Below are 23,775 nucleotides of genomic sequence, written 5' to 3' on the forward strand. Positions count from 1 at the left end.
CGGTGCAGGAGCAGGATTTCGGAGGAACTCGTTTCACCATAACGGAATGAGCAGCGGCGGAAATGGACTCTGATGGTTTAATTCTTACCACAGAAAACCAGCGCTGCAAATGCGGGCCATTCATTTTGAGGCAGCCTCAGTAGGGGCGACCGGCCGGTCGCCCTGTGATCGCCACGGCGGCTGACGCCGAAGATAACGCCAACTTTCGTTTTGATTGGCCTTGCCAGAAGGTGAAGCGACCGTGAAAGCGATCTTTGGATGCTTTAAATTCGATTGTCCCGTAAAAAGGGGCAGGGTCGTCATGCCGGGCTTGATCCGGCATCCGGAACCGTTTGAAATGACAGGATTCCAATCTAAGCCGGAATGACGAAAAGATGAGAATTTCGACTTCTAAGGAAGTGACATCTGCTCAGGCGCAGTTTTTCATTGGAGCGAAAAAGCTTTTACAAGCTCATCTAATTTAGGCAAAAATGTCCGGCATGGGCTAATGGTACCGGTTGACTTCGTCCTTGAAAGACTCAACCCGATTTTTGCAATTTCTTATGCAATTCCATTCGCGGCCTTTGTGGCAGGTCCTGCTGCGTTCCGATGCCAAAAGCCACTCCAGCCACGAGTTCGTCAGCGGTCTCCATGAGATCGCCGATCTCTTTGTCGGCAAACAGAATGTCGCAGATCCACAGGGATTGGATGTTTTTGGAATGGGCGGCAAGCAGCATGTTCTGGACACAGGCGCCGATGGACAGAATGTCCGCTTTCCAGCGGTTTTGGTTGTACCCCTGCTCCCGCCGGGAATATTGGTTGTAAACCAGAACAAGGTCCGAACATTCTTCAATGGCCCGCAGGCTGATCGGCAGGCTGCCGACAGTTGTCGATTCCGCCTGCATTTCAGCAATTTTATCTTGCAGGACATCGACAATCAGGCGTTTTCGGATCGGACCGCATAAATGAAAATACCATGGCTGACGGTTCTTGGGGGAAGGCGCTAAGATTCCGGCCTCGAGGATCTCCTTCATATCAATGGGGAAAACCTTTTTATCCGTATAACGCCGGTGGCTCCTTCTTTCCGAAATCGCTTTTTGCAGTTCCATTTTTGATTGATTCCCATTGCTGTACCGTTGTCGCAACTTCCGGTCCGGCTTTATATCAACGATAAGATGGCTTCGGCAAAATCCTGCGGCGCTTCCTGGGGCGGATTGTGGCCGACATCGGGGATCACCAGGCGCTCGTATTCGCCCGTGAAGAAACGATGGTGGTCCGCCGATCCTCCTGAAAGGGCAACACCGTCGTCGCGTCCATCGATAGCGATCGACGGCACGGATATCAACGGCTGCAAGGTCAGGCGCTGCTCGGTAGCCTCCACCTCTGGATCTCCCGGCACCAGCCCATAACGATGCCGGTAGGAATGGATGACCACATCCACAAAATCCGGGTTGTCAAAGGACACGGCCGTCCGGTCGAAGCTTTCATCGGAAAACTTCCAGGTGGGCGACCACAATCGCCATAAAAGCCGGCAAAACTCCCGGCGGTACCTGGCCAGGCCTTCCCGGCCCCGCTCCGAATGAAAATAGTACTGGTACCAGTAGCGATATTCATCCTCGGGCCTCACCGGAGCGGCAGCCCCCGGAATGTCCTGGATATTGTAGCCGCCGACCGAAACGAGAGCGTGCACCCGATCCGGCCAGAGGGCTGCCACGATGCACGCGGCACGACCGCCCCAATCATACCCGGCAAGCACGGCGCTGGAAATTCCCAGAGCGTCGAGAAGCGCAAGCAGATCATGGGCAAGTGCCGCTTGCTGGCCGGACCGCGGGGTACTCGCGGAAAAAAACTGCGTGGGTCCATAGCCGCGCAAATAAGGGGTGATTACCCGACAACTCTTTGAAGCCAGAAGCGGCCGCACCTGGTCGTATGCATGCACGTCATAAGGAAACCCATGCAGCAGGACCACCGGTGGGCCGGCAGGCGGTCCATCTTCGAAGTAAGCGACCTCGAGAACACCGGCCTGTATTTTTTTCAACATGGTATGATCGCCCCTTTACATGCTTGCTCATGAGATTGTCGTCCAGCGTTCTGCCGGCCAATGGCTGCTGACACGGTTCTACGCGAGTATAGCAAAATTTGGAAAATCTGGAAAACCTCGTGAAACGGGTACGCGTTCACTGGGGCATCGCATACGCTGCGCCCATCAGGAAAATGGGTCTGCCCTCTTCTGAGATTTCCCTGCACCACTTGACCGTCACAAAACTGATGGATCGTAAAAGACATTCTTTTCTATCGTTGCAGGAACATAGGTATTTACAATTCAGAGATTTAAATAAAATCGTAACGCCGGGACTGAGACGCTTCCTTGAATAAAAGCAGATTCCTTCTACGCTGCAATTGAGCACATGGGCATCGATCTCCATTGGCGTCCCAATGGCGGAATGCAGCGTTATCGGCCCCTCGACTAGATGACGCGGAGAGATGCGTTTTTCCAGATGATGATCCAACGTTACCTCCTTAAGCCACAGGACAGATACGGGGCCGGTTGGAATAAATAAAAGTTCAGCGTTACAGCTGAAAGCGGGTTACCGAAAATGGGATTGGCTTCGGTCGGCTTCCCAGAATAGAAAGGGCCGGGAAGTGACGGATTGTTGCCCGCGCGCCTTCTTGGCCCTGGTTATTAACAGATTGTAAATCGGTTAAGGAGAACACAGCGTTTTCATAATGCTGCCCGTCTGCTGCTGCAGACATTTTTTAATTTTACAATTGCATGTCCTTTTTTGTCAATATAGCAACGCAGTGTTAGACTTTTATTTGGGCCGGCAACGGGGAGGGCGGAGAAAAGCAGCCAATCGAACCATTACAAGGGGCCGGGGGCCGGCATTGCGCCAGGATTATTTGGGCGCCCGCAACGACCACCCTCATAAAATTATTGTTTTTCGATAATTATTTATTGACATACGGTTATTATTTCCGTAAGCATGCTGCACGCCTGTCTTCTAACTCTTTTCTAATTGGAGGCAATTTTGGATAATTTATCGAAAATCAAAAAACTCAGTAAGGGCTTTTACCTGCTTCTTTCCGTTCTCCTGTTCCTAGTCCCGCTGTACTATGTTCTATATTGGTCGCTGATCAACCATCTACCGGAAACGCTGATCACGGTAAACACGCTTTCCGAGCCGCTGATCCCCCACAACCTGCCGATGACGCTCCAGTTTACCGGCTTTCTGGTGAGCTTGCTCCCGCTCTCCGCCTTGACTTATGGACTGGTCAATATTCGCAAGATCTTTTCGTTTTACAAACGAGGCGTCATTTTTTCTTTCGAACACGTCAGCCTTTTCAAGAAAACCGCCAAAGCGCTCCTGTTGTGGGTCGTTTTCTCAATCGTCTACGAATCCGCCAAAAGTGTCCTTTTCACACTAGGCAACCCCCCTGGCAGCCGTATCATCAACGTGGGGCTAAGCTCGTCGGAAATCACGACGCTCATGGTAGGTGGAATCGTGTTTTTGATTGCATGGGTAATGGATGAAGGACGCATCCTGACCGAAGAAAACGAACTCACCGTATAGCCGGAGTCATTATGCCAATTATTGTAAAACTGGATGTGGTCCTGGCCATGCGAAAAATGAAATCGATGGAACTCGCCAGGCGGATTGGAATCACGGAGCAGAATCTGTCCATTTTAAAGACGGGCAAGGCAAAGGCGATCCGTCTGTCCACGCTGGAGGCCATTTGCAAACACCTGAATTGCCAGCCGGGAGATCTCCTCGAATATGAAAGTGAAGATTAATCTGGTATTTGGCTTTCCTCTATAAAAACCGCACTCCCCGTAGCCATCAAATTGTTTTGGGTTATATAAGCCAAAAGGCTTCAGCTACGTTGACAAATCCTATTGATTCTGATTAATTAACAATTGGGATGATTGTCCCACATTATTAATGATTCCGGTGCTGTTATGACCTTTAAGAATCATAAGCTCCATGGCATCTACCAATCTCTGGAGCGGCCTCCTTCCTTAGAGACTATAACAACCTACGCTAACGTACCGAAGTTCTCATGTTCTATAAATGGAGAAAAAAATAGCTAATGGTAGACTTGGACGACTACGATATTTATCATGACCGCGCTCTTGCTGCTGAACGATATAAAAGGTTAGTGGAAAATTCTCTTGATATCGTTTACATATTTTCAAATAAAAGAGGCGGGTTGTACTGGTCACCACGAGTAAAAGAAGTTCTCGGTTATGAACCTGCAGATCTCAAAAAAAACAGTTTTTTATGGTATGACTCAATCCACCCCGATTTCAAAGAAAATATAGATAGCTCAATCAATCAATTTTCAAAGGGAAGAGGCCATTCTATTGAATATAAAATTATAGATACTTCAGGAAAATGGCATTGGCTCCTTGATAGATTTATCGGCAAAGTGGAAAAAGGTGACGAAATAATCATTGAAGGGCTTGCGACTGATATTACAGTTCGAAAAAACCTTGAAATTGAATTGGAGGAAAAAAACGCTAAGTTAGAGAAAGCGATGGCTGAGGTGAAGACCCTGAGAGGAATTATTCCAATATGCTCAAATTGTAAAAAAATCAGAACAGACAAAGGAGCATGGGACGAAGTCGAGTTATATATAAGTCGCCATTCAGATGCTTTATTTAGCCACAGTATATGCCCAAAATGCAAAAAACTTCTATATCCAGATTTTGATTGAAATTGCAGATCTAAATATGAATCTTCTGCTGGAGGAGGAACGCAAATTCATACTGCTGAGACATGCATTTTCACCATAATTTTTCAAATATCGATTAATCACTTTCTAAAAATATATTCTTCCTTCAATAATCCGTAAATTACGTGGTCCTGGTGCTTGTCGTTAACCTTCGCTGTCCGGCGAATCGTTCCCTCTTCCCTGAACCCCAATCGCTCCGGGATTGCCCGGCTTACGGTGTTGTCGACCGCACAATGAATCTCCACCTTCTGGAGGGGCCAGCTTTCAAACCCGATATGGATTACCTCTTTCACGGCCTTTGTCATGACTCCATTGCCCGTGTATTCTTCGCCCAGCCAGTAGCCGATCATTCCCACGCCGTTGACGTGGTCCAATTGATTGAAGCCCACCACGCCAACGATTTGGTTGTTGTTGAAAACGGAAAGGTGCAGGGCTTCTTCTTTTGCGAATCTGATCAATTGATCCCGAATAAACATTTTTGTATCGCCGACCTCCTGAACGGTATCGAGCCAGGGCAGCCATACTTTCAGGTGCTCACGGTTTTGGTCGGTCAACGCGAACAACGGCTCTGCGAATTGCGGTACGGTCAAGGCGAGCCTCAGGTCTTTCTCAATTTCTCTGAAAAACATTGGCTTTTTCGATGCTTTCTGGAAGTTTTGCCAAATCCGGGTGGCTTCGTTCTTGAAGAACGCAACCGGGCTCCCGCAATTCTTCAGGTTATTCGGTTTCTTTTGGCCCCGGAAAAATCAATTCAATCTTCACCCGCGGGTTTGATCTCTTTGAGTTCATTCCCCTCGAAAACCAGGCTGTAATAATACGTTTTCCCGTAGGATGTAACGGCTACGATCCATTCCTCGATTTTCATCACCCGTATTCGTTCATCAGATACAATTCTGTCTATATATCCAATTGTTTCCTTTGATTTGGGCTCACCACATTTCAGCAAAACTTCATGTTTCAAATCGCCTACGGAAACGATTTCGTTTCCAACCGTAAAGCCAAATACATTGTTTCCAATCAATGTAAGAATCAAAAAAGCCAATCCTATAAAAATCAACTTTTTCATGTTAACCTCCTCTTCATCGATCAAAGTAGGGTCTGAGCCACTGTCTTGCCCTCAATAAGTCGGCCCGGGCATCCGTTCGACCTCAACGTGCATATTTATCAGTTCAACCGGGTCACCGAATTGTGTGTAGATGGCAACATCGGCAGCGTCGCGACCAAAGGCAATGGCGACGCGGCCTCCCTGCAAATCGGGTTGGGTTGGATCGAATGTGTACCAACGATTTCCAACATAGGCCTCGAACCAGGCGTGTAGATCCATCGGTTCAAGCCCCTCGAGGTAGCCCACTACCATTCGAGCCGGTATCGAAAGCGCTCGGCAACACGCTATGCCCAAATGGGCCATGTCTCGACAGACGCCATACCCCAATTGGTTCAGTTCGGATGCACTGATGATCTGCTGTCCACTTCCAGGCGTGTATCGTATCGTGTTGCGAACATAATCGACGATCGCGTCACATTGATCGTAGCCGGCGGCCCGGCCCGCTGATATGGAGGCGGCCATTTCAGTGAATCGATCCGATTCGCAATATCGGCTTGGATACAGGAACGGCAAGGTTTCATCGGGCAACTGTTGAACCTCGATGAAAGGCGCGCCGGGAGCCGTGTCGGAAACGTCAGCGGTTTCGATATTAACGGATGTGAGCACAGAGAAATGCCCGGCTGGTGCGACCAATCGCTGGCACAAGTTGCCGTAAATATCTGTGAATTCGACCGCCGGCACACTGGGAGACAGGACGTACTCTTCTCGCGCGATCCACTGCTGCCATCCACTCCGCGGACGCAACATGAGCAAAAAGGGAGTAGGAACCGGGATTTGAAACTCTAGAAAACAGGATGCACTTAACCACATGGTAATTCGTCACTTATTCTGATTGAGGGTTCACATTCGACGTTTTGAATGGCTTTTGGTGGATTTTCTATGTGACCGGCCGAAGCTCGCTGGGGACAGTGCCGAGTAATTTCATGCTTGAAAACCTCTAACGGGTTTCCGCAATCTTTGCAAGTGACATCGAAAATTGCGTCTGTCCCTTTTCCTGAATGTTATTTCCGGTACATTTTCAGATGGTTGAAACGTTTCTCGATTCGAATAATAAAGATCTGACCACGTGCAACCCCGGTTCAATCGGTATTTGAAAACGCCAGGTTCAAGCCAAGTGCAATAAAAATACTGCCTGAAATTTTATTTATTGTCCGAATCCAAAGTGGATTTTTCTTGAAAGCCATGGCGATCCCTGAAGAAAAGCCAGCGAAAATCAAATACCACAGTGTGCAGATAAAAACGTAGACAAGGCCAAGGAATGAAAAGGAAGCTACGTTGCCCTGGTTGGCGTCTATAAATTGTGGCAGGAAGGATAGAAAAAACAGCGCCACTTTTGGATTAAGAACATTGGTTAAAACGCCCTGACTGTAAATTTTCCAGAAACTGATTTCGGGTAAATTATTCTTGCTTAAAACATCGGTATGCTTTGACGCAAAAATCAGCGTTATTCCCAGGTAAATCAGATACGCGGCGCCAATCAGTTTAATAATTTTGAATACCATGGCCGAAGTAGCCAAAATTGTGGAAAGACCAATCGCTGCAGCAATGGTATGAACGAGAACGCCTGTACTGATGCCGAGCACAGAGGCATAGCCTGACTTTGTTCCCTGTGAAATTGTCCGCCCCAGGATGTAGAAAGTATCCGGTCCCGGTGTAACGCTTAAAACAATTGCCGAAAGGCAAAACAATTCAAAATTCTGGATTCCGTACATTCTAAGCACCTCTTTAAAAATAGCTGTTTAGCTGTACCGATAGTAAAGGTCCCCATATCCCCCCTGCTTATTACTGCGATGCGATCTTGGCTCCTCTTTCAGCTAACAACTCTTTTAATATGGATCTATGACAGCGTGATTCATTTTCGCAATAGCAGCCGACTGAAATGTTTGAATTGTGAGATAATGCTGCGAGCAAGTCGATGATTCTGCTTTTTTCCGGATTCTTCATCTCGGATCGGTATTTTCTGGCAAATGCAATCCAGTCTTTTTCTGTTTTTACTGCCTGACCGATTTTCATCAGCTCGTTTGTTGGCGCAACATTGGGGAGCCAGACATCATACCAGTTTTGAGTAGAAAATTCGCTTTTCGGAATGCCGCGTGGAGGCCGTCTCACTGTACCGATACGCAAACCTTCATTTTTATATCTGTCGGAACCAAGCCGGACAATTCGTATTGTCATTCTCTGCCTCCGAATAATTAATTATTCACCCTTATACTGAAGCATCTCCTTATAGGCGTCCGGATTGGTCTCGACATCAGCCTTGTATTCTTCGATGGCCGTTTTAAAGATTTCCGGATCCATATTTTTTAACTTGCCGTTGGGGTCTCGCTCCAGGTAGGTCAGGCCTTGAATGGATTTCATGGCCTCTTCGGCGCTGACCGGTGAAAAGCCCGATGTTCTGGCCCGCCACACCCCCATAGCGATTCCCTCACGAAGGAAGTATCTTTTTCCGGCCTCGAAAGTAAGATCTGCGACACACGTGTTTTCAGTCTCCACAACGACGTAATGCTGCCCCGGCTCCACATCGGTAATGAAATAGGTATTGCCCATTGTTTCGCCGATAAATTGATCGTCCAGATAATTCCAGAAAACAATGGCACCGCCAAAATAGGTATCCCGAAGGATAACCAATAACGCCTTATCCTCTTTGGCTACCAGTTCAGGAGGCTGTTCCGGTTTGAGCATTTGCGTGGTAGCGCAGCCGGATAATAGTGCGCCCAAGAGCATCAAGATTACAAAACGCTTCATCCATCCCTCCTTATTTAAAAACGAATCGTTCGATTTAAGAAAGCGCAATCCTTATGCACGATCAGACGCAACGCCAAACGAAAAACACCGCATGCCGAAACGGCAGCGGCGGTTCAGGAGCAGAATTTTGGTGGAACCTGTTTCACCATGGCGGAAGGAGCGAAAGCGGCGATGGAAGGTCGAGGGCCACCTGCCATGGAACTATTGGTTGCGATTTGGAAATTTGGTTTCATTGCCAACTCCGTTTACGGATGGTTCATCCGTTTTTAACCTAAATTAGGCGATTTTCGAGCTTGCCGCAGATTCAAGGCAGCCGTCGTGGCGCTATAGTGGGCTATGCGCCGCGGCGGCTAACGCCGAAGATGTGGTGAGATCGGCAATCCCGGAGGGTTTCGCCTTTTGAGGGAAAAATCAGTGCGTAAGCTAACGAAATTATGGTCTTCCCTTATTTTTCAAAAAAGGCGAAACGCCTGTTTCAGGTTTAAGAGATGGTCGTCAATGGTCGGTGTCTTACCATAGAAAACAGGATTTGCAAATGCGGGCCATGGATTTTTTCCATGAGCAATTGTAATTGGATTGGGGTGTCAAAATTTCACCTTACCCTGTCCCTCTCCCTAAGGGCGAGGGCACATTTGGATAAGGCTACGCGGCAAACAGCTCGGTTTGTGCAGCCATTGAGATTGCGCTCCAGGTGTCGATACCGATACCGATTGCGATCCCGATTGCGAGGGGGATATTGTAACGGATGTCAGACGACGATCCTCGGGAAACGATGCACCCGCCCTGTTTCGGTCATGTTCCCCTGCTATTCGGCGCTGCCTGACAAAATCGGTATCGGGATCGAATGGTTATGGATAGCGCTAAAGCCTCACTGCGGCGCCCGGCGCCGCGGGAATGACATGTCTTGAAACTTTTTGCGAAACCTTCAATCGTGCAGCCTTTTGCGGTAGTTTGTGATATAGGCATCCGTTTTGGATCGGGTTCTGTTCGGTATGAATCGAGAATATCATTCCCTGCGTCATTCCGGAATAAATCGGAACCCTGTTATTTCAATGTGTCCTGGATGTCCCCGGATCAGGTCCGGGGCAGGCTTATCAGGTCCGGTACGACGAGTTTGGAATTAAATGACCACTATGCAATCGAACGTCCCAAAAACCCAACAACCCGCCAACGGGTTTAAAGCGCACCTGTTCCCCATCCTTTTTTTGGCATCGATATTCTTTCTCAACTTTCTGTCGAGGATCATCCTGGCACCACTGTTGCCGACCATCGAGCAGGATCTTGGTATCAACCACGGCGAAGCCGGATCGCTCTTTCTATTGATCTCGGTCGGATATTTCGCGGCCCTGCTCGCATCCGGCTTTGTCTCGGCCCGAATTTTCCATCGACGGACCATCGTGCTTTCGGCGGTAGCCCTGGGGGTTGCCCTTTATCTCACCGCCTTCAGCCGCGGACTTTTCGGAATGCGGACCAGCCTGATCCTTGTGGGGATGGCCGCTGGCCTTTACCTGCCTTCGGGAATCGCGTCGATTACCCGACTGGTCGACGCCCGGCACTGGGGAAAGGCGCTGTCCATCCATGAGGTGGCCCCCAATCTGGCCTTTGTCGCGGCGCCTCTGCTTGCCGAGTTCATGCTGGGATGGATTTCATGGCGCAGTGTCCTGATCGTCCTTGGCAGCCTCACGCTGATCCTGTCGGTCGCCTTTTCGAAATTCGGCCGGGGCGGCGATTTTCCCGGAAGCGCACCCGGTTTCGGTGCCTGCAAGACGCTTTTCAGGCTGCCGGCCTTCTGGATCATGACGGTGCTTTTTATGGTGGGAATCAGTTCCACCATGGGAATCTACACGATGCTGCCGCTTTTCCTGGTAACGGAGCACGGGATGGACCGCAGCCTGGCCAACGAACTCGTCGGCCTGTCCCGTGTGCTGAGTATCGCCATGGCCCTGCTGGCCGGCGTGGTCAATGATCGCCTGGGTTCCAAACGCACCCTGATGATCGTATTGCTGCTGAGCGGCACGATGACGATCCTGCTCGGGGTGGTACCGGGATTCTGGACAATTTTCCTGGTTTTCCTGCAGCCCCTCATGGCGGTCAGCTTTTTCCCGCCCGCATTTGCCCTTCTTTCAACCGTCGGTCCGCCGGATGTGCGCAACGTCTCGGTTTCGCTGGCCGTGCCGGCGGGGTTTATGTTCGGAGGAGGCGTCATGCCCCTTTTTATCGGCTTTATGGGGGACAGGGGCAGCTTTGCCGGCGGCATCGTCATCGTGGGGGGATTGATTTTGTCAGGTGTCCTGCTGGCAACCTTTCTAAAGCCGAATCAGGGAGACGGAAGTTGATCGGTTCACCTTTAGCCATTATGGATTCCCGCCCTCGCGGGAATGACAAGTCTGGCGGCTTTTTGCGAATTCGTCGAATTTAACAAATATTAGCCCACAGCGAATTTCGTCTCGGCTTCCCTGGCAAACAAACGGACCGCCCTCGTCCAGAAAACCGCCTGGCTCCAGTTGGTCCCCAAAGCGCCGGATGGGCAGACATCGATGCATTGATAGCATTTATTGCATCTGCCTTTGTCGATGGCGATCTCTTTTTCCGATGTGCAAAGGATTGCCCCGGCATCGCAGGATTCGATGCATTGATGGCAGTTTTTGCACATCGCTGCATCGTAGTCGATATGCGGCATAAACCACATGCGTTCCCTGTTCGACGTGCAATACCCCATTAAAGACGCGAGCATTCCCCGGGTATGCAGTTTTTTCAGCTCCGCCAGTTCGATCCGGGCGGTGTTTTTCATATCGATCTTTTCGGCGATGCCCTGAACCACCGCTGTGAATTGGCTTGAGGCAGCGTCGTCGGGCTGTCCTCTTCCGAACGCAGCCTCCAGGTCTCCCAGGCGCTGCCGGCCGTCGACCTTGGCCGCATGGGGGGCAACGATCTGACCGCCGCCAACGATCGTGCAGCCTTTTTCAATCAATTCCTTCGCCAGAAGAAAGGGTACCGGGTTGATGACGCATTTGCCGAAGGTTGAAAACACGAAAGCGGAAGCGCCCTTGAATGGGGGAAGTTTTTGGATCAACCGCCTTGCGGAGTTGGGGACATCCCAGTATTGCACCGGCACGCCGAGTACGATCAGATCCGGATGGTATGGATAGTTGTCCGCATCAAAATCGCGGAGGTGGAAAATATCGGCATTCCATTGCCTGGAGAGTAAGGCCTCCTGCGCTCGCTGTCCCAATCGTCTGGTGTTTCCAGAACAGGAATAGTAAAGGATTAAGGCCTTCAATCAATTTTCCTTATTCTTACTTCGCTATTTTCGGGACTTGCCCTTCTTCTCTCAACTGCCGCAGTACAACTCCGAATTTCTCGGCATAGTTTCGGCCCTTCTCGCCGAGGGCCTTTGAGAAGGCCACATGCAGGGGATTTTTATTCACAACGAAGACGGTCCTGAATCTGTCCTTCAGCCCCAGTTTTGCACTTACAGCCCTGAAACTCATTTCATTGGCGATGGCGTAGTGAAACGGTCTTTTATCCAGCAATTGGATCTGTTTTTCAATGTTGTCGCAGATCCATATGTCTTTGAAAATATCCTTGCGCTTGTCATAACAGGGGCCGTAGAAAGTGCCTCTGACCTGGTAAAGATAAGTGCCTTTGAGGTCTGTCAGCTTTCGAACTCGCCGATCATTTTCCTTTCCCGATAGAATGGCGGTCCGGGTGTAGCAGAACGGCTCCGGGCAATAGTATAGAAATCCGGCGCGTTCCTCGGTATGAAAAACAGAGATGATACCGTCTACCTCACCGCTTTTCACAAGCGCAATCGCTCGTTTCCAGGGATACACGATAAATCTCGGGGTCAAATCGAGACGCTCGCATACGCTGCCGACGGTTTCGACAAACACCCCCTTGACTTCCCCGTTTTCTTCGTAATGGTACGGCTCGAAATTCCCGACGCTGAAAACGACAGTCTCGGCAGCGGCATCGAACGTCAGAATCATTGCTGAAAAAAAGCATAGTATTGTCAATATCTTATTCATAAAAATCGATCCCGGGCAGACAAACTGCGGTCCATCTCTTCTCTTTGACGGTCTATACCGATCTACTCTTTTCTCGCCACGATTGCAAATTCCTGCGATTTTGGATCAAAAGGGGTTCCGGCAACATCCGAGTAAAATGCCTCGATGGAAAAGCCCGCATCCGTCAACTCCCTTTCGAGCGCTTCGGAGGCGAAATATTGCAGCCAGTTGTAGATCGTTCGGGTTCGTTGTACTTCAACGATTGTGTATTTGTCGAGCACAACGTTTTCCCGTTCGTACTTTAAGGTGTTTACAAAGCCATAGTACCTGTCAGGCGACCAGAATCCGTCGAGCTGGTTCAACGCATATGTCGCGGCCTCTTCCCTTTTGTCAAATGCTGCCAGGGAATATACGTCGAGCAGGACCCGGCCGCCGGGCTTTACGATTTGATGAAATTTATCCAGAAGCCCTTTTCGTTGGGTTGGGCTGAGGGCGCAAAAATCGCACATGATCATCAGGACAAGATCGAACCGGCGTTCCGTTTCAAAATCCAGGTAATTCCGGTTCACATAACAGATCTCCAACTGCTCGCCTGCCGCTGCTTTTTTCGCATACTCGATGGACCGGCTCGAAAAATCGATGCCGGTCACATTCGCTTCGCGTTTTGCCAATCGGTGGGCATACAATCCAGGCCCGCAGCCAAAGTCGGCGATATTCATGCCGGCAGTGACGTTGAACCGGGATGCGATCCACTTTACGGATCGATCGATGAAGGCCGCGTTTCTCGAAGAGACGTCGATTTCCTCGTTGAGATGGAAAGAAATCATCTGCTGCGAGGTATGCTCGTCGGTCCACAAATCGCTGGCCGTGTAAAACGCAAACGGTTCCGGCCGCCGGTTGATCTTTTCCAATTCTTCAAACATGCGCGCTCCTATTCGATCTTTTTCACAAGAAACGACAAACCAAAACGCCTCGAAACAGACACTTAATTTCCCAGACCTTCCATAACACTTGAAAGAACTTAAAAAAACAGGTACTTTATCTAAATATAGCCAATCCCGACGTTCGCATACTTTTTTTTAAGGGTCGCATCGATCATGCCACCGGACGCGTCGCCCCCTTTTCCGCCTGCCGAAAACACCTCCATCTCACTGGAGGATGCCAATTCCATCGTTTTGATTCTGGACGGCCAGGGGCGGGTGCATTTTCTCAATCAATTCGGCCTGGAATTCTTCGGGTATCGCAGCTCGGAACTTTTCGGTCGACCCGCCGTGGGCACCATCATTCCGGAAAAAGACCGTACGGGCGGCGACCTGAAGGTCATGATCGATGACCTGCTCCGCAGCCCCGACGACTACGTCCGCCAGATCAACGAAAACCTCCGTAAAGACGGCCAGCGCGTCTGGGTGGTCTGGTCCAACCGCGCCTTTCGTGACGAAAAGGGCAAGGTTTGTGGAATTTTATGCGTGGGCAACGATATTACCGACCGCAAGGCCTTCGAATCTTTTCTGGAACAGGACCGGGTGAAGCTGACCGCCAGGGTCCAGGAACAGAACCTGCGGTTAAAGGAAGCCAATGAAAAACTGAAGACCGAAATTGCACAACGGGAAGAGATCCAGCGGGAACTGCAGGAAAGCCGCAACCGCTACCGTCTGCTCTCCGAAGCCTCCACCGAAGGAATCCTGTTTCACGATAACGGAATCATCATCGAGGTCAACGACGCCTTTGCAGAACTGGTCGAATGCCCGCACCGGCGCCTGATCGGTATGAACGTGATCGAAAATTTCGTCGCATTCGAAGACTGGGAGCGAGTCAGGGATCGCATCGACTCCGATGACCTCCGCGCCTACGAGATCATGGCCCGTTCCATCTCCGGGCGAACTTTTCCCGTTGAACTGCGCGGCCGGGCCGGTGAGTTTGCCGGGCGCCGCTGCCGCGTGGTCAGCGTCCGGGACATCACCCACCGCAAAAAGACCGAACGGAAGCTGATCCAATCCCAGAAGATGGAGGCCGTCGGCACCCTGGCCAGCGGCATCGCCCACGACTTCAACAATATGCTGGCCGGAATCCAGGGCAACGTGGAGATCGTCCGGCGTCAGCTTTCCGATGGCGATCCCCAGCACAAACGTATGGACGTCATCTGCCAGATTGTGGAACGGGGCGCCAAACTCACCGGCCAGTTGCTCGGCTACGCACGGGGCGGACAGGTGGAAGTGCGCGAGATCGATCTCAACCGGCTGATCGAAGGCACCCTGGAAATGTTCGGACGCACCCAGCGGCAGATTGTCATCGAGACCCACAAAGATCCAGATACCCCCAACGTCAAGGGCGATCCCACCCAGATCGAACAGGTATTGTTGAATCTGATGATCAATGCCGTGCACGCCATGCCGGAGGGCGGTCAACTGTTCATCGAAACCGCACCGACCCGGCTGAGCAGGAACGAAAGCCGTATCTACGAGATTGTTCCCGGCCGGTATGCCATGCTCTCGGTGCGGGATACCGGCAAAGGCATGGACCGCAAGACCCAAAAACAGATTTTCGAACCCTTTTTTACAACCAAGGAGCGCGGCGAGGGTACAGGATTGGGGCTGGCTTCCACGTACGGCATCGTCAAGGCCCACAAAGGCTACATCGAGGTATACAGCGAACCGGGCGAGGGCTCGCAGTTCAACGTGCTGCTGCCGGCATCCGACAATACAAAAGCGGTGGAGGTCGCCGCCGAACCCGTCGTGGAGACAGGCACGGAGACCTTGATGATCGTGGACGACGAACCGGATTTTCTCGATGTAGGCCGGGAAATGCTTGAACTTCTCGGCTACACGGTCATCGCAGCAGCGGGCAGCGAAGAAGCGATCGAACAGTTCTCATCGGAACCCGGAGCCGTCCGTCTGGTCATCCTCGACATGATCATGCCCGGCCCTCCCATAGACGAAACCATCCGGCGGCTACGGGAAATCGACGGGTCGATTCCCGTGCTGCTGGCCAGTGGCTACAGCCAGGACGCAGAGGCTGTCCGCCGTTCGCTGAAGACGTGCAACGGTTTCATCCAGAAGCCGTTCCGTATGGTTTCCCTGTCCCGCAAAATCAGGGAAATCTTCGAGGATGCGCAAGATGAGAATCGCTGACATCGGCGGAGAATTCGCCCTGATCGAACGGCTTTGCGCTCATGCACCCGCCAAGCATAAAGACCTGCTGGCCGGGATCGGAGACGATGCCGCCGTCATCGGCGGGATCCAGGCCGATGGCAGCTACCTGCTGGTCACCACGGACATGCTGGTGGAAAACAGCCATTTTAAGCGCGACTGGGCCACAGCGGAGCAGATCGGGATCAAGTCGGTGGTCTGCAATGTCAGCGACATCGCCGCCATGGGCGGCACGCCCACCTTCATGTTCGTCTCTTTGGCCCTGCCGCCGGAAACACAGGTGGAATGGGCGGAATCGCTCTACCGGGGTATGGGCAGGGCCTGTCGACGCTACGGGGTGACCCTGGCCGGCGGGGACACCACCCATGGGGCGGCGGTTACCATCAGCATCACCCTTTTGGGTCGCGTGGTCCCTGAAAACCTTTGCCTGCGCAGCCATGCCCGCCCCGGCGATCTTCTCTGCGTCACCGGGCCTGTGGGCACAGCCGCCGCAGGCCTGGCCATGATGTCCGCGGGGCTGGAAACGCCCGACCAGCTGAAGGAGAAGCATCTGACGCCCGGCTGCCGCCTGGACGTCGGCCCGGCCATTGCGCCGCTGGCCCATGCCATGATCGATATCAGCGACGGCCTGGCCGCCGAAGTCAACCATATCTGCAAGCAGAGCAAGACCGGCGCCGAAATCGTGGCTGCCGACATTCCCCTGCACCCGCTGGCGGTCGAAGCCGCCCGCCAGACCGGCAAAGATCCGTTGGCCTTCGCCCTGTCCGGCGGTGAGGATTTCGAACTGCTCTTCTCCATAACCCCGCAGGACCGGCAGCAACTGGAACGCCGCGGCATCGATGTTGTCACGGTGGGTAAGGTTGCCGATGCGGCCGCGGGAATCTTGCTTCGATTGCCCGACGGAAAATGCCAGGTCCTGGCCGGCGGCTACAATCACTTTTCCTGAACGGACAGATTGATTTACTCGTAAAAGGTCACCATTTATGTCATTCCCGCGCAGGCGGGAATCCAGCATTTTTAAATTGTTGTTTGAACGTCGAACAGTGAACATCGAACGTCCAACGTCGAATGTTCAGATCGCTTCGCTCCGTCAATCGGTTTAAAGTATATCCGGCCGTTGGTGGGGTCTGTGAGATAGGGTTTAATCTTATTAAAAACGATGGAAGGCCTTGTTCGAAGTTCGAAGTTGGGCGTTCGATGTTCGACGTTCATGGGTCCTGGTTTTAGCTCGCTTCGAAGAGGGCTTCATCGAACCACCGGCTAAGCGGCTGGTCGGTAATTTTCTGGATACCGGATCAAGTCCGGCATGACGTGACTGAGACCTTTTTCAAGTCCATTGCAGATTAACCGTTCATGGATTCCAGCTCTTCCCAGCGGGCGAACGCCCGTTCCAGTTCCTGCTCCACCTCGGCCAGTTCCTGCTTCACCTCGGCGATCCGCCGGCCATCCTGGCGGTAGAAATCCTCCCGGGACATGATCTGGAAAAGCTCTTCCTGCCTGGATTCCAGGGACTCGATTCTTCCGGGCAGGCCGTCGAGTTCACGCTGCTGCATGTACCCGAGTTTTTTCGGCGCTGTGACCGGCGCTGTGGATTTCCGGCCGTTTTTGGCGCCGGCCTTCTTTGTCCGCTGCTGCTCGACCTCGGGCCGCTGGTCGAGCCAGTCGTCGTACCCGCCGGCATAGGCTTCAACCCGTCCGGGCGACTCGAAAACCAGCGTGCTGGTCACCACATTATTGATAAAGGCCCGGTCGTGGCTGACCAGCAGAACGGTTCCCGCGTAGTCCAGCAAAAGTTCTTCGAGAAGTTCCAGGGTTTCCACATCCAGGTCGTTGGTGGGCTCGTCTAAAACAAGAACATTGGCAGGCCGGGCAAAGAGCTTGGCCAGCAGCAGCCGGTTTTTCTCCCCGCCGGAAAGCACCCGAACAGGAGTTCTGGCCCGTTCGGGAGAAAAGAGAAAATCTTTCAAATAGCCGATTACATGTCGCTGACGGCCGCCGATGTCCAGCATGTCGCTGTCCGGAGACAGATTCTGCTGGACGGTTTTTTCCTCGTCCAATTGTCCGCGAAGCTGGTCGAAGTAGCAGACTTCAAGGTTGGTCCCGTGCTTGATCCGCCCGCGATCAGCCTCCAATTCACCCAGCAGCAGGCGGATCAGCGTTGTTTTTCCGGCGCCGTTGGGTCCCAGAATTCCGATGCGGTCGCCGCGCATGATGGTGCATGAGAAATCTTCTACAATGGTTTTCTCGCCGAAGCGAAAGGCCAGGTCGGTGGCCTCAACGACCCGTTTCCCGCTCTGGCCGGCCAGGTCCAGGGACATGCGAACCCTGCCGGTGCGGTCCCTGCGTGCTCGACGGGCCTCGCGAAGCTGCTCCAAGGCCCGGACCCGGCCCTCGTTGCGGGTACGGCGGGCCTTGATTCCCTGGCGGATCCAGGCCTCCTCGGCGGACAGCTTTTTGTCGAAGCGGCGGTTGTCCTTTTCTTCGGATTCGAGGCGCTCCTGGTTGCGCTGCAGATAGGTATCGTAGCCGCAGTCCCAGGAATAAAGGCAGCCCCGGTCGATTTCCAGAATGCGGGTGGCCAGGCGGCGGATCATCATGCGGTCATGGGTGACCATCATCAGCGTCCCGCCCCACTTGATCAGGAACGTCTCCAGCCATTCGATGGCGGCCATGTCCAGATGGTTGGTGGGTTCGTCCAATAGCAGGATATCCGGCGCGACCGCCAGGGCCGCTGCCAGCAGGACCTGACGCTTCATTCCGGCGGAAAAGGCATGCACCGGGGTGTCCATGGGCAGATGCAGTCGGGAGGCGATCTGCTCGGCCCGCTGCTGGATCTCCCAGCCGCCTTCTTCGTCGATGGCCTGTTGCAAAGCGACCCGCCGCTGTTCGACGGCGGATTGCAGCCCATCTCCGGATTCGCTCTTCTGGCCCAGTTGCCGGTAGGCGGCCAGGTGCTCCCCGCGGGGACCGATGGCGCTGAAGATGGCATCCAGGACCGTTCCGTGCATGGTTTCCGGCACCTGTTGGGCCAGGCTGCCGACGATGCCCCCCTGGGTGCGCATCACCTCTCCTCTGTCCGGGACCAGCCGGCCGGCGATCACGTCCATAAGCGTGCTCTTGCCCACGCCGTTGCGACCCAGCAGGCAAATCCGCTCTCCGGGCTGGACGGTGAGATTCACACGGTCCAGCAGCGGCTGCACGCCAAAGCTGACACAAACATCGCGAAGGGTAATCAATGCCATATTTTAGTTACCAACCACCCGCTTCTCACGACCCTCTTCCATCGTCCATCTTCCCTCGTCCCTCAGTTCTCGCCCCTCAATACAAATCATACCTCACCAACCGCCCGTCCAATCCCCCGTTGCGCAGCGGCTTTTTCCAGGAGGACTTCAATCCGATACGTTTGATCATCTCGCGGTTGCCGAAATAGATATAGGCCTGAGAGCCCTTGCAGCGCTGTTTGAGAAAATCTCCCAGGTTTCGATAAAAGTCTTCCAGACTGCCCTGCCCCTTCATGCGGATGCCGTAAGGCGGGTTGCATAAGATAATTCGGTTTTCCAGATTTTCGATCGCCGCAAAGTCCATTCGCAAAACGTCAATTCTGCGCAGTCCGGGAACCGCTTTGCAATTGGCACGGGTGGCGGCAACGGCTTTTGCGTCGATATCGCTGGCCGTGATGAGACGGCCCGGCAGCTTGCGAAACCGACCGTCTGCCTGTTTTTTGACTTTCGCCCACACGACCTTGTCGAAGTCGGCAAGCCGCTGAAATCCGAAGGCGGATCGGAGTACTCCGGCAGGGATGCGACAGTAGGCCATGGCCGCCTCGATGACCAGCGTTCCCGAACCGCACATGGGATCGGTCAGCGGCACCTGGCCGTCCCAGCCGCAATGGTGAACCACGGCCGCCGCCACGGTCTCCTGCATGGGCGCATCGCACCCCTTGATCCGGTATCCCCGACGGTGCAGGCTGCCGCCGGAGGTATCGATGCTGATGGTGCCTTTCTCTTTTTCCAGATGCAGGTTGATCCACAGGTCCGGTTGACGGATATCGACATTGGGACGCCGGCCGCTGTCGTTTCGGAACCTGTCGGCGACGGCATCCTTGAGTTTCAGTGCGGCAAACTGGGAATGGGGAACGCTGCTGCCGGCAGTACTGGCAAAAATGGCGAAGGTTTCATCGCAGTTGAAAAACCGGTCCCAGGGGATGCTGCGGCCCGCCCGGTAAATGGCGTCGGCATCCGGGCAGTCAAAGGTCATCAGGGGCGCCAGGATGCGGGTGCACAGCCGGCTGCAATAGTTGATGCGATAAAGGCCGGCCGGGTCGGCAACAAAATGGATGCCGCGACGGACCGGTCGGGCGTCGGTCGCGCCGAGTGCGGTCAGTTCCGCGACACCGGTTTCTTCGAGGCCATCGGCGATCTGGGCGAAATAGGCGCCCTTTTTCTGGTAGTCAAACATGGGTGGGTTGCCTGATTGGACCGAATCGCTGACGATTCTGTCTGAAGTGTGACTTTCTATGGCGTCATCAATCGTTGAATCGATGTCGTCTGTATAAAGGGCGGATCAGCAGTGGCCCTCGTTTCGGGAAGGAAGGAGGGTTTTCACCACGTTGATGCGTCGTTGGATTTCCCGCTCGATCTCCAGCCAGTATTCCGGATCGTCGATCCAGGCCTGGAAGTCTTCGGTGTCGATGCTGTTGAGGGCGCCGCGAATCTCATCGTCCTCGATCGTATCCATGCGCTTGAACACCTCGTCCATGAAGCGGGACCACACCTCGGGATCATTGAGCCGGTCCCCGGCGTAGGTCTCGTCCAGGCCGATGAGATCGGCCATCAGATTGACCATGCACGCTTTCGGGTTCATGCCGAAGCCTTCTTTTTAGGCTTTCGGGAGCCGCTGCGCTGCGGGCGCGGGCTCCGTTTGCCGGAGTATCGCTTGCCCCCGCCGCCCTGGCGCGGCCTTCTCCTGCGGTTCCCCTGGTTGGGCCTGCTTTTGGGCGCCGGCTTTTTTTTCCGGCGGGGAGGCGCCGGCGGCAGTTCCAGCCACTGGTCTTCCGGCGGGATGCAATGCAGCGGCCGGCCGATAAACTCCTCGATGGGCGGCAGGTAAAACGAGTCCTCCTCGCAGGCGAAGCTGATGGATGTGCCGGCGGCTCCTGCGCGTCCGGTTCGACCGATGCGATGGACATAGTCCTCGGGGTCGCGGGGCAGGGTGAAATTGATCACATAATCCATATCTTCGATGTGAATTCCCCGCCCGGCTACATCCGTGGCCACCAGAACGCGGATCTTGCCGGCCTTGAAGTCCTCCAGGGTGCGGATCCGTTTCTTCTGGGGGATCTCGCCGGAGAGAACGGCACAGTTGATCCGGTAGCGGTCGAGCATCTCGGCCAGCCGCCGGGTTTCGTCGCGCCGGTTGCAGAAGATCAGCACCCGCTTCAGATCTTTCCGGTCGATGATATTATAGGTCAGGGCGAATTTCTCGTCGGTGGTGACGATGTAGACCACCTGCTCCACCGTGTCCACGGCCACCTGTTCGGGTTCGATCTCCACGGAGACCGGATCACGGGTCCAGCTCTCACACAGCCGGGTGACGTCCGGCGTGAGGGTGGCGCTGAAGAACAGGGTCTGCCGCTTGTCCTTGTGAGGGGTGCTGTATACGATCTGGCGGACGTCGGGAATGAACCCCATATCGAGCATGCGATCCGCCTCGTCGATGACCAGCATCTCCACCTGCCGCAGATCCAGATCCTTGCGGCGCTTGAAATCCAGCAGACGGCCGGGTGTCGCCACAACGATGTCCACGGGTTTGCCGTGCAACTGCCGCCGCTGTTTTTCGTAATCCATGCCGCCAAAGACGCTGACGATGGAAAACGGGCAGTGGGCGGACAGCAGGTTGGCTTCTTCTGCAATCTGCAGGACCAGCTCCCGGGTGGGGGCGATAATCAGCACCCGCGGTGTACCGGAGGGTCGTTTTCCCTTTATCGGATGCGCCAGCATGCGCGTCAGTATCGCAATCAGAAAAGCGGCGGTCTTTCCAGTGCCGGTCTGGGCCCGACCGAAAGCATCCCTGCCCTTGAGGCAATCCGGCAGGATTTCCGCCTGAATGGGGGTGCAGTATTGAAAACCGGCGTCGGCAATGGCATGCAATACCGAATCCGGCAGGCCCAGGTCGTGAAACCGGGTCTTGCCCTCTTCCACGGCGACCGGAAACATTTCCGCAGACCAGGCAACGGACGGTACTTTCTCAGGTTCTGCCGCTTTGGGCGTAGGTCCGCCGCTGTCCTTTTCGGCTGGTTTGCGACGGGAGGAGCGTTTTTTTTTCGGTATTGATCCGGGAGTCGATGGCGCTGCGGGTGTCTGTTGACCGGGTCTTTCCGATGGTTTGGCGGTGTCGGGACGGTGGGTATCGAATAGCCTGCCCCGTAAGGCTTTAATCAGTTTTCCTATCAAAACTCAGTTAACCTGCATTTCCTTTCATTGCATTTCCCGTTCGCTGGGAGTGTCCCCGGCTTCCACCGGAGGTCTGTCTAAAAAAAAGTGGGCCTGGATAATTGGCCCGCGACACTATACGAAGATCGCCCGCGAATTGCAAGGGCTATCGCGGACTGGCCAGGGAAACTGCTTTTGGAATCCGGTTTGCTGCTCGTACGTAACATAGGGGCGCAGTTCATCCGCGCCCGGTTCGCAAAGGCGGGGATAAACCCCGCCACTACAGTTGTGCAACGAACAAGAAAGCGGCCGCCCTGCCGCCAGGCGGTCAGGGCAGCAGCCGCCGGCCGGTCAGGTAGCACCGGCGCCAATAATCGTCGTCCATGCGGGAAATCATCACACCGTTGCTGGTGGAGGTGTGCACGAATTCGCCGTCTTCCAGGTATATGCCGACATGGTAGTATTTTTTGTTGACGGGCTTGAAAAAAACCAGGTCGCCGGCAGCAAGATCGGACCGGGTCACCGGACGACCGCGGCGCATCTGGGCGGCCGTGGTGCGAGGCAGCTGCATGTGGAAAAGATCCCGGTAGAGCCTGACCGTCAGGCCCGAACAGTCGATTCCATTTTTCCCCATGCCCCCCATCCGATGGGGTGTGCCCAGCCAGGGGCGGATACCGCTGCGCAGCACGGCCTCCGGTGGTTGGCCATCGGCGGCATAAGGCCCGGGTGAAGGCTCCGGCTCAACGCTTGCGGCGCATCCCGCCAGCCATAAAACCAGCAGCAGGCACCCCGCCCATCCAGGCCGCAGCCGGAAAAAATGCCTTTTCACGGCCCTTGGTTCATGCATCCGATCCTCTTTCGAACAAATGGGCCACGGTGCTCAGGCTGAAATCCATCTCCAGGGACAAAAACTGGGAAAGGGAATGCAGGGTAATGATCGCATTCTTGTCGGCATCCTCTTTTCCCAGGCTTTGAATGCGGGCCAGCAGACCCTCGTTAACCAGTTGCACCCGGGCGTAGCTTTTTTCGAGTTCGTCGAAATCGAAACCGTTCACCTCGCCCTTCTTGTACTTGAAATACTGTCCCAGCAAAAACAGCGAGGTACTGCGGGCCGTGGTCTCTTCTACGGACGAAAACGGCAGGTGAAAACGGGCCATGGGCTTGAGAAAGTCCATCACCGGACAGTTGCTGGTGGCCATGACGATTCCGAAAACCGACGTCAGGGCATCCATGGCCGACGTTTTTTTGGAATAGGTCCGGTCAACGGTTTCACAGACAACCATGCAGTTCTTATGGGAAAGGATATCCTTGAACCGGTCCACCAGATCGGAAATATTGACGGCAACGGGGCAGTACAGTTCTGTCTGGGGGGACAGGGGGCAGCACTGACACTGCTTGTAGGAGAGCTGGGTCCACGGCGGGTAAGGCCCCTTGGATGTCGGGGCCATGGTCAACGTGACCGGATCCAGTTCAATGTGAAGACAGGCGACTTGCCCGTCTTCCAGTTCAATCCGATAGTCGAACCAATATGCCTCTTCGTTCATGGCTGTCTCTCTTTGCCGGGCGGTTGATCAAAACGGTTTCGCCACTTGTGCAGCTACAATAAAGCAAGACTCGCGCCAGAACAG

General features: G+C 53.8%; 23 protein-coding genes. 6 read left to right on the forward strand and 17 right to left on the reverse strand.

The features are described from left to right. Positions 1–518 precede the first annotated feature (518 nt). The gene (locus GN111_RS06875; protein WP_155303049.1) at positions 519–1,088 is read right to left on the reverse strand and encodes a nitroreductase family protein; all 570 of its coding nucleotides are present in this window, start codon (positions 1,086–1,088) and stop codon (positions 519–521) included. Between the two features lie 50 nt (positions 1,089–1,138). Then, on the reverse strand, positions 1,139–2,020 hold the full coding sequence (locus tag GN111_RS06880; RefSeq protein WP_155303050.1) for an alpha/beta fold hydrolase: 882 nt from the start codon (positions 2,018–2,020) through the stop codon (positions 1,139–1,141). Between the two features lie 988 nt (positions 2,021–3,008). Here GN111_RS06880 and GN111_RS06885 point away from each other — a divergent pair. The 3 genes from GN111_RS06885 (at position 3,009) to GN111_RS06895 (ending at position 4,695) form a co-directional block, all read left to right on the forward strand. Then, on the forward strand, positions 3,009–3,551 hold the full coding sequence (locus tag GN111_RS06885) for a DUF2975 domain-containing protein (RefSeq protein ID WP_155303051.1): 543 nt from the start codon (positions 3,009–3,011) through the stop codon (positions 3,549–3,551). An 11-nt stretch (positions 3,552–3,562) separates the two neighbouring features. After that, positions 3,563–3,772 carry a helix-turn-helix domain-containing protein gene (locus tag GN111_RS06890; protein ID WP_155303052.1) on the forward strand — a complete coding sequence of 70 codons (210 nt, stop codon included), beginning with the start codon at positions 3,563–3,565 and terminating at the stop codon, positions 3,770–3,772. Positions 3,773–4,068: 296 nt separating this feature from the next. After that, positions 4,069–4,695, forward strand: a complete 627-nt coding sequence (locus GN111_RS06895) for a PAS domain-containing protein (RefSeq protein ID WP_155303053.1) — start codon at positions 4,069–4,071, stop codon at positions 4,693–4,695. A gap of 98 nt (positions 4,696–4,793) precedes the next feature. Here the strand turns inward: GN111_RS06895 and GN111_RS06900 are convergent, their stop codons facing one another. The 6 genes from GN111_RS06900 to GN111_RS06925 form a co-directional block, all read right to left on the reverse strand. After that, positions 4,794–5,342: a GNAT family N-acetyltransferase gene (locus GN111_RS06900; RefSeq protein ID WP_155303054.1), complete on the reverse strand. Its 549-nt coding sequence runs from the start codon at positions 5,340–5,342 to the stop codon at positions 4,794–4,796. A gap of 122 nt (positions 5,343–5,464) precedes the next feature. After that, entirely contained in the window at positions 5,465–5,779 is a 315-nt protein-coding gene (locus GN111_RS06905; protein WP_155303055.1) for a DUF2845 domain-containing protein, read from the reverse strand. A 51-nt stretch (positions 5,780–5,830) separates the two neighbouring features. Beyond that, positions 5,831–6,628, reverse strand: a complete 798-nt coding sequence (locus tag GN111_RS06910) for a transglutaminase-like domain-containing protein (RefSeq protein ID WP_155303056.1) — start codon at positions 6,626–6,628, stop codon at positions 5,831–5,833. Positions 6,629–6,897: 269 nt separating this feature from the next. Continuing rightward, positions 6,898–7,530: a LysE family translocator gene (locus GN111_RS06915; protein WP_155303057.1), complete on the reverse strand. Its 633-nt coding sequence runs from the start codon at positions 7,528–7,530 to the stop codon at positions 6,898–6,900. A gap of 70 nt (positions 7,531–7,600) precedes the next feature. Then, the gene (locus GN111_RS06920) at positions 7,601–7,993 is read right to left on the reverse strand and encodes a DUF488 domain-containing protein (protein WP_155303058.1); all 393 of its coding nucleotides are present in this window, start codon (positions 7,991–7,993) and stop codon (positions 7,601–7,603) included. A 21-nt stretch (positions 7,994–8,014) separates the two neighbouring features. Continuing rightward, positions 8,015–8,563, reverse strand: coding sequence for a DUF2846 domain-containing protein (locus GN111_RS06925; RefSeq protein ID WP_155303059.1), 549 nt, complete (start codon positions 8,561–8,563; stop codon positions 8,015–8,017). A 1,124-nt stretch (positions 8,564–9,687) separates the two neighbouring features. Between GN111_RS06925 and GN111_RS06930 the strand changes: the two genes are divergently transcribed. Continuing rightward, positions 9,688–10,899 (forward strand): MFS transporter, encoded by a 1,212-nt coding sequence (locus GN111_RS06930; protein ID WP_231715691.1) that lies wholly within the window; start codon positions 9,688–9,690, stop codon positions 10,897–10,899. Between the two features lie 89 nt (positions 10,900–10,988). Here the strand turns inward: GN111_RS06930 and GN111_RS06935 are convergent, their stop codons facing one another. From GN111_RS06935 to GN111_RS06945, 3 genes are all read right to left on the reverse strand, one after another. Continuing rightward, positions 10,989–11,843, reverse strand: a complete 855-nt coding sequence (locus tag GN111_RS06935; protein WP_155303060.1) for a 4Fe-4S binding protein — start codon at positions 11,841–11,843, stop codon at positions 10,989–10,991. 16 nt (positions 11,844–11,859) lie between these two features. Further along, the gene (locus GN111_RS06940) at positions 11,860–12,591 is read right to left on the reverse strand and encodes a substrate-binding periplasmic protein (RefSeq protein ID WP_155303061.1); all 732 of its coding nucleotides are present in this window, start codon (positions 12,589–12,591) and stop codon (positions 11,860–11,862) included. A 62-nt stretch (positions 12,592–12,653) separates the two neighbouring features. After that, positions 12,654–13,493, reverse strand: coding sequence for a class I SAM-dependent methyltransferase (locus GN111_RS06945; RefSeq protein WP_155303062.1), 840 nt, complete (start codon positions 13,491–13,493; stop codon positions 12,654–12,656). A 174-nt stretch (positions 13,494–13,667) separates the two neighbouring features. On the opposite strand from GN111_RS06945, the gene GN111_RS06950 reads away from it, so the two are divergent. After that, complete coding sequence (locus tag GN111_RS06950; protein WP_155303063.1) at positions 13,668–15,698, forward strand: hybrid sensor histidine kinase/response regulator; 2,031 nt, start codon at positions 13,668–13,670, stop codon at positions 15,696–15,698. Continuing rightward, positions 15,685–16,662 (forward strand): thiamine-phosphate kinase, encoded by a 978-nt coding sequence (gene thiL, locus GN111_RS06955; protein WP_170302177.1) that lies wholly within the window; start codon positions 15,685–15,687, stop codon positions 16,660–16,662. The genes GN111_RS06950 and thiL overlap by 14 nt, the downstream gene beginning before the upstream one ends. A 397-nt stretch (positions 16,663–17,059) precedes the next feature. Here the strand turns inward: thiL and GN111_RS06960 are convergent, their stop codons facing one another. From GN111_RS06960 to GN111_RS06985, 6 genes are all read right to left on the reverse strand, one after another. Further along, positions 17,060–18,958: an ATP-binding cassette domain-containing protein gene (locus GN111_RS06960; protein ID WP_155303065.1), complete on the reverse strand. Its 1,899-nt coding sequence runs from the start codon at positions 18,956–18,958 to the stop codon at positions 17,060–17,062. A 76-nt stretch (positions 18,959–19,034) separates the two neighbouring features. Continuing rightward, positions 19,035–20,174, reverse strand: coding sequence for a THUMP domain-containing class I SAM-dependent RNA methyltransferase (locus tag GN111_RS06965; protein WP_155303066.1), 1,140 nt, complete (start codon positions 20,172–20,174; stop codon positions 19,035–19,037). A 105-nt stretch (positions 20,175–20,279) separates the two neighbouring features. Beyond that, positions 20,280–20,579 (reverse strand): hypothetical protein, encoded by a 300-nt coding sequence (locus tag GN111_RS06970; protein WP_155303067.1) that lies wholly within the window; start codon positions 20,577–20,579, stop codon positions 20,280–20,282. Then, positions 20,576–22,168: a DEAD/DEAH box helicase gene (locus GN111_RS06975; protein ID WP_231715692.1), complete on the reverse strand. Its 1,593-nt coding sequence runs from the start codon at positions 22,166–22,168 to the stop codon at positions 20,576–20,578. The genes GN111_RS06970 and GN111_RS06975 overlap by 4 nt, the downstream gene beginning before the upstream one ends. 307 nt (positions 22,169–22,475) lie before the next feature. Then, positions 22,476–22,994 carry a C40 family peptidase gene (locus GN111_RS06980; protein ID WP_155303068.1) on the reverse strand — a complete coding sequence of 173 codons (519 nt, stop codon included), beginning with the start codon at positions 22,992–22,994 and terminating at the stop codon, positions 22,476–22,478. Continuing rightward, a complete protein-coding gene (locus GN111_RS06985) occupies positions 22,987–23,691 on the reverse strand; it encodes a DUF6901 family protein (RefSeq protein WP_155303069.1) in 705 nt (234 codons plus the stop codon). Before GN111_RS06985 ends, GN111_RS06980 begins: the two co-directional genes overlap by 8 nt. Positions 23,692–23,775: the final 84 nt, after the last annotated feature.

Origin of the sequence: Desulfosarcina widdelii, from assembly GCF_009688965.1 — a bacterium.
Classification (GTDB): Bacteria; Desulfobacterota; Desulfobacteria; order Desulfobacterales; family Desulfosarcinaceae; genus Desulfosarcina; species Desulfosarcina widdelii.

Excerpts from the sequence above, each read along its gene's own strand:
- GN111_RS06875 (WP_155303049.1), bottom strand. The coding sequence starts at position 1,088 with ATGGAACTGCAAAAAGCGATTTCGGAAAGAAGGAGCCACCGGCGTTAT.
- GN111_RS06880 (WP_155303050.1), bottom strand. The coding sequence starts at position 2,020 with ATGTTGAAAAAAATACAGGCCGGTGTTCTCGAGGTCGCTTACTTCGAA.
- GN111_RS06890 (WP_155303052.1), top strand. The coding sequence starts at position 3,563 with ATGCCAATTATTGTAAAACTGGATGTGGTCCTGGCCATGCGAAAAATG.
- GN111_RS06895 (WP_155303053.1), top strand. The coding sequence starts at position 4,069 with ATGGTAGACTTGGACGACTACGATATTTATCATGACCGCGCTCTTGCT.
- GN111_RS06900 (WP_155303054.1), bottom strand. The coding sequence starts at position 5,342 with ATGTTTTTCAGAGAAATTGAGAAAGACCTGAGGCTCGCCTTGACCGTA.
- GN111_RS06905 (WP_155303055.1), bottom strand. The coding sequence starts at position 5,779 with ATGAAAAAGTTGATTTTTATAGGATTGGCTTTTTTGATTCTTACATTG.
- GN111_RS06910 (WP_155303056.1), bottom strand. The coding sequence starts at position 6,628 with ATGTGGTTAAGTGCATCCTGTTTTCTAGAGTTTCAAATCCCGGTTCCT.
- GN111_RS06915 (WP_155303057.1), bottom strand. The coding sequence starts at position 7,530 with ATGTACGGAATCCAGAATTTTGAATTGTTTTGCCTTTCGGCAATTGTT.
- GN111_RS06920 (WP_155303058.1), bottom strand. The coding sequence starts at position 7,993 with ATGACAATACGAATTGTCCGGCTTGGTTCCGACAGATATAAAAATGAA.
- GN111_RS06925 (WP_155303059.1), bottom strand. The coding sequence starts at position 8,563 with ATGAAGCGTTTTGTAATCTTGATGCTCTTGGGCGCACTATTATCCGGC.
- GN111_RS06930 (WP_231715691.1), top strand. The coding sequence starts at position 9,688 with ATGACCACTATGCAATCGAACGTCCCAAAAACCCAACAACCCGCCAAC.
- GN111_RS06940 (WP_155303061.1), bottom strand. The coding sequence starts at position 12,591 with ATGAATAAGATATTGACAATACTATGCTTTTTTTCAGCAATGATTCTG.
- GN111_RS06945 (WP_155303062.1), bottom strand. The coding sequence starts at position 13,493 with ATGTTTGAAGAATTGGAAAAGATCAACCGGCGGCCGGAACCGTTTGCG.
- GN111_RS06950 (WP_155303063.1), top strand. The coding sequence starts at position 13,668 with ATGCCACCGGACGCGTCGCCCCCTTTTCCGCCTGCCGAAAACACCTCC.
- thiL (WP_170302177.1), top strand. The coding sequence starts at position 15,685 with ATGAGAATCGCTGACATCGGCGGAGAATTCGCCCTGATCGAACGGCTT.
- GN111_RS06960 (WP_155303065.1), bottom strand. The coding sequence starts at position 18,958 with ATGGCATTGATTACCCTTCGCGATGTTTGTGTCAGCTTTGGCGTGCAG.
- GN111_RS06965 (WP_155303066.1), bottom strand. The coding sequence starts at position 20,174 with ATGTTTGACTACCAGAAAAAGGGCGCCTATTTCGCCCAGATCGCCGAT.
- GN111_RS06970 (WP_155303067.1), bottom strand. The coding sequence starts at position 20,579 with ATGAACCCGAAAGCGTGCATGGTCAATCTGATGGCCGATCTCATCGGC.
- GN111_RS06980 (WP_155303068.1), bottom strand. The coding sequence starts at position 22,994 with ATGCATGAACCAAGGGCCGTGAAAAGGCATTTTTTCCGGCTGCGGCCT.
- GN111_RS06985 (WP_155303069.1), bottom strand. The coding sequence starts at position 23,691 with ATGAACGAAGAGGCATATTGGTTCGACTATCGGATTGAACTGGAAGAC.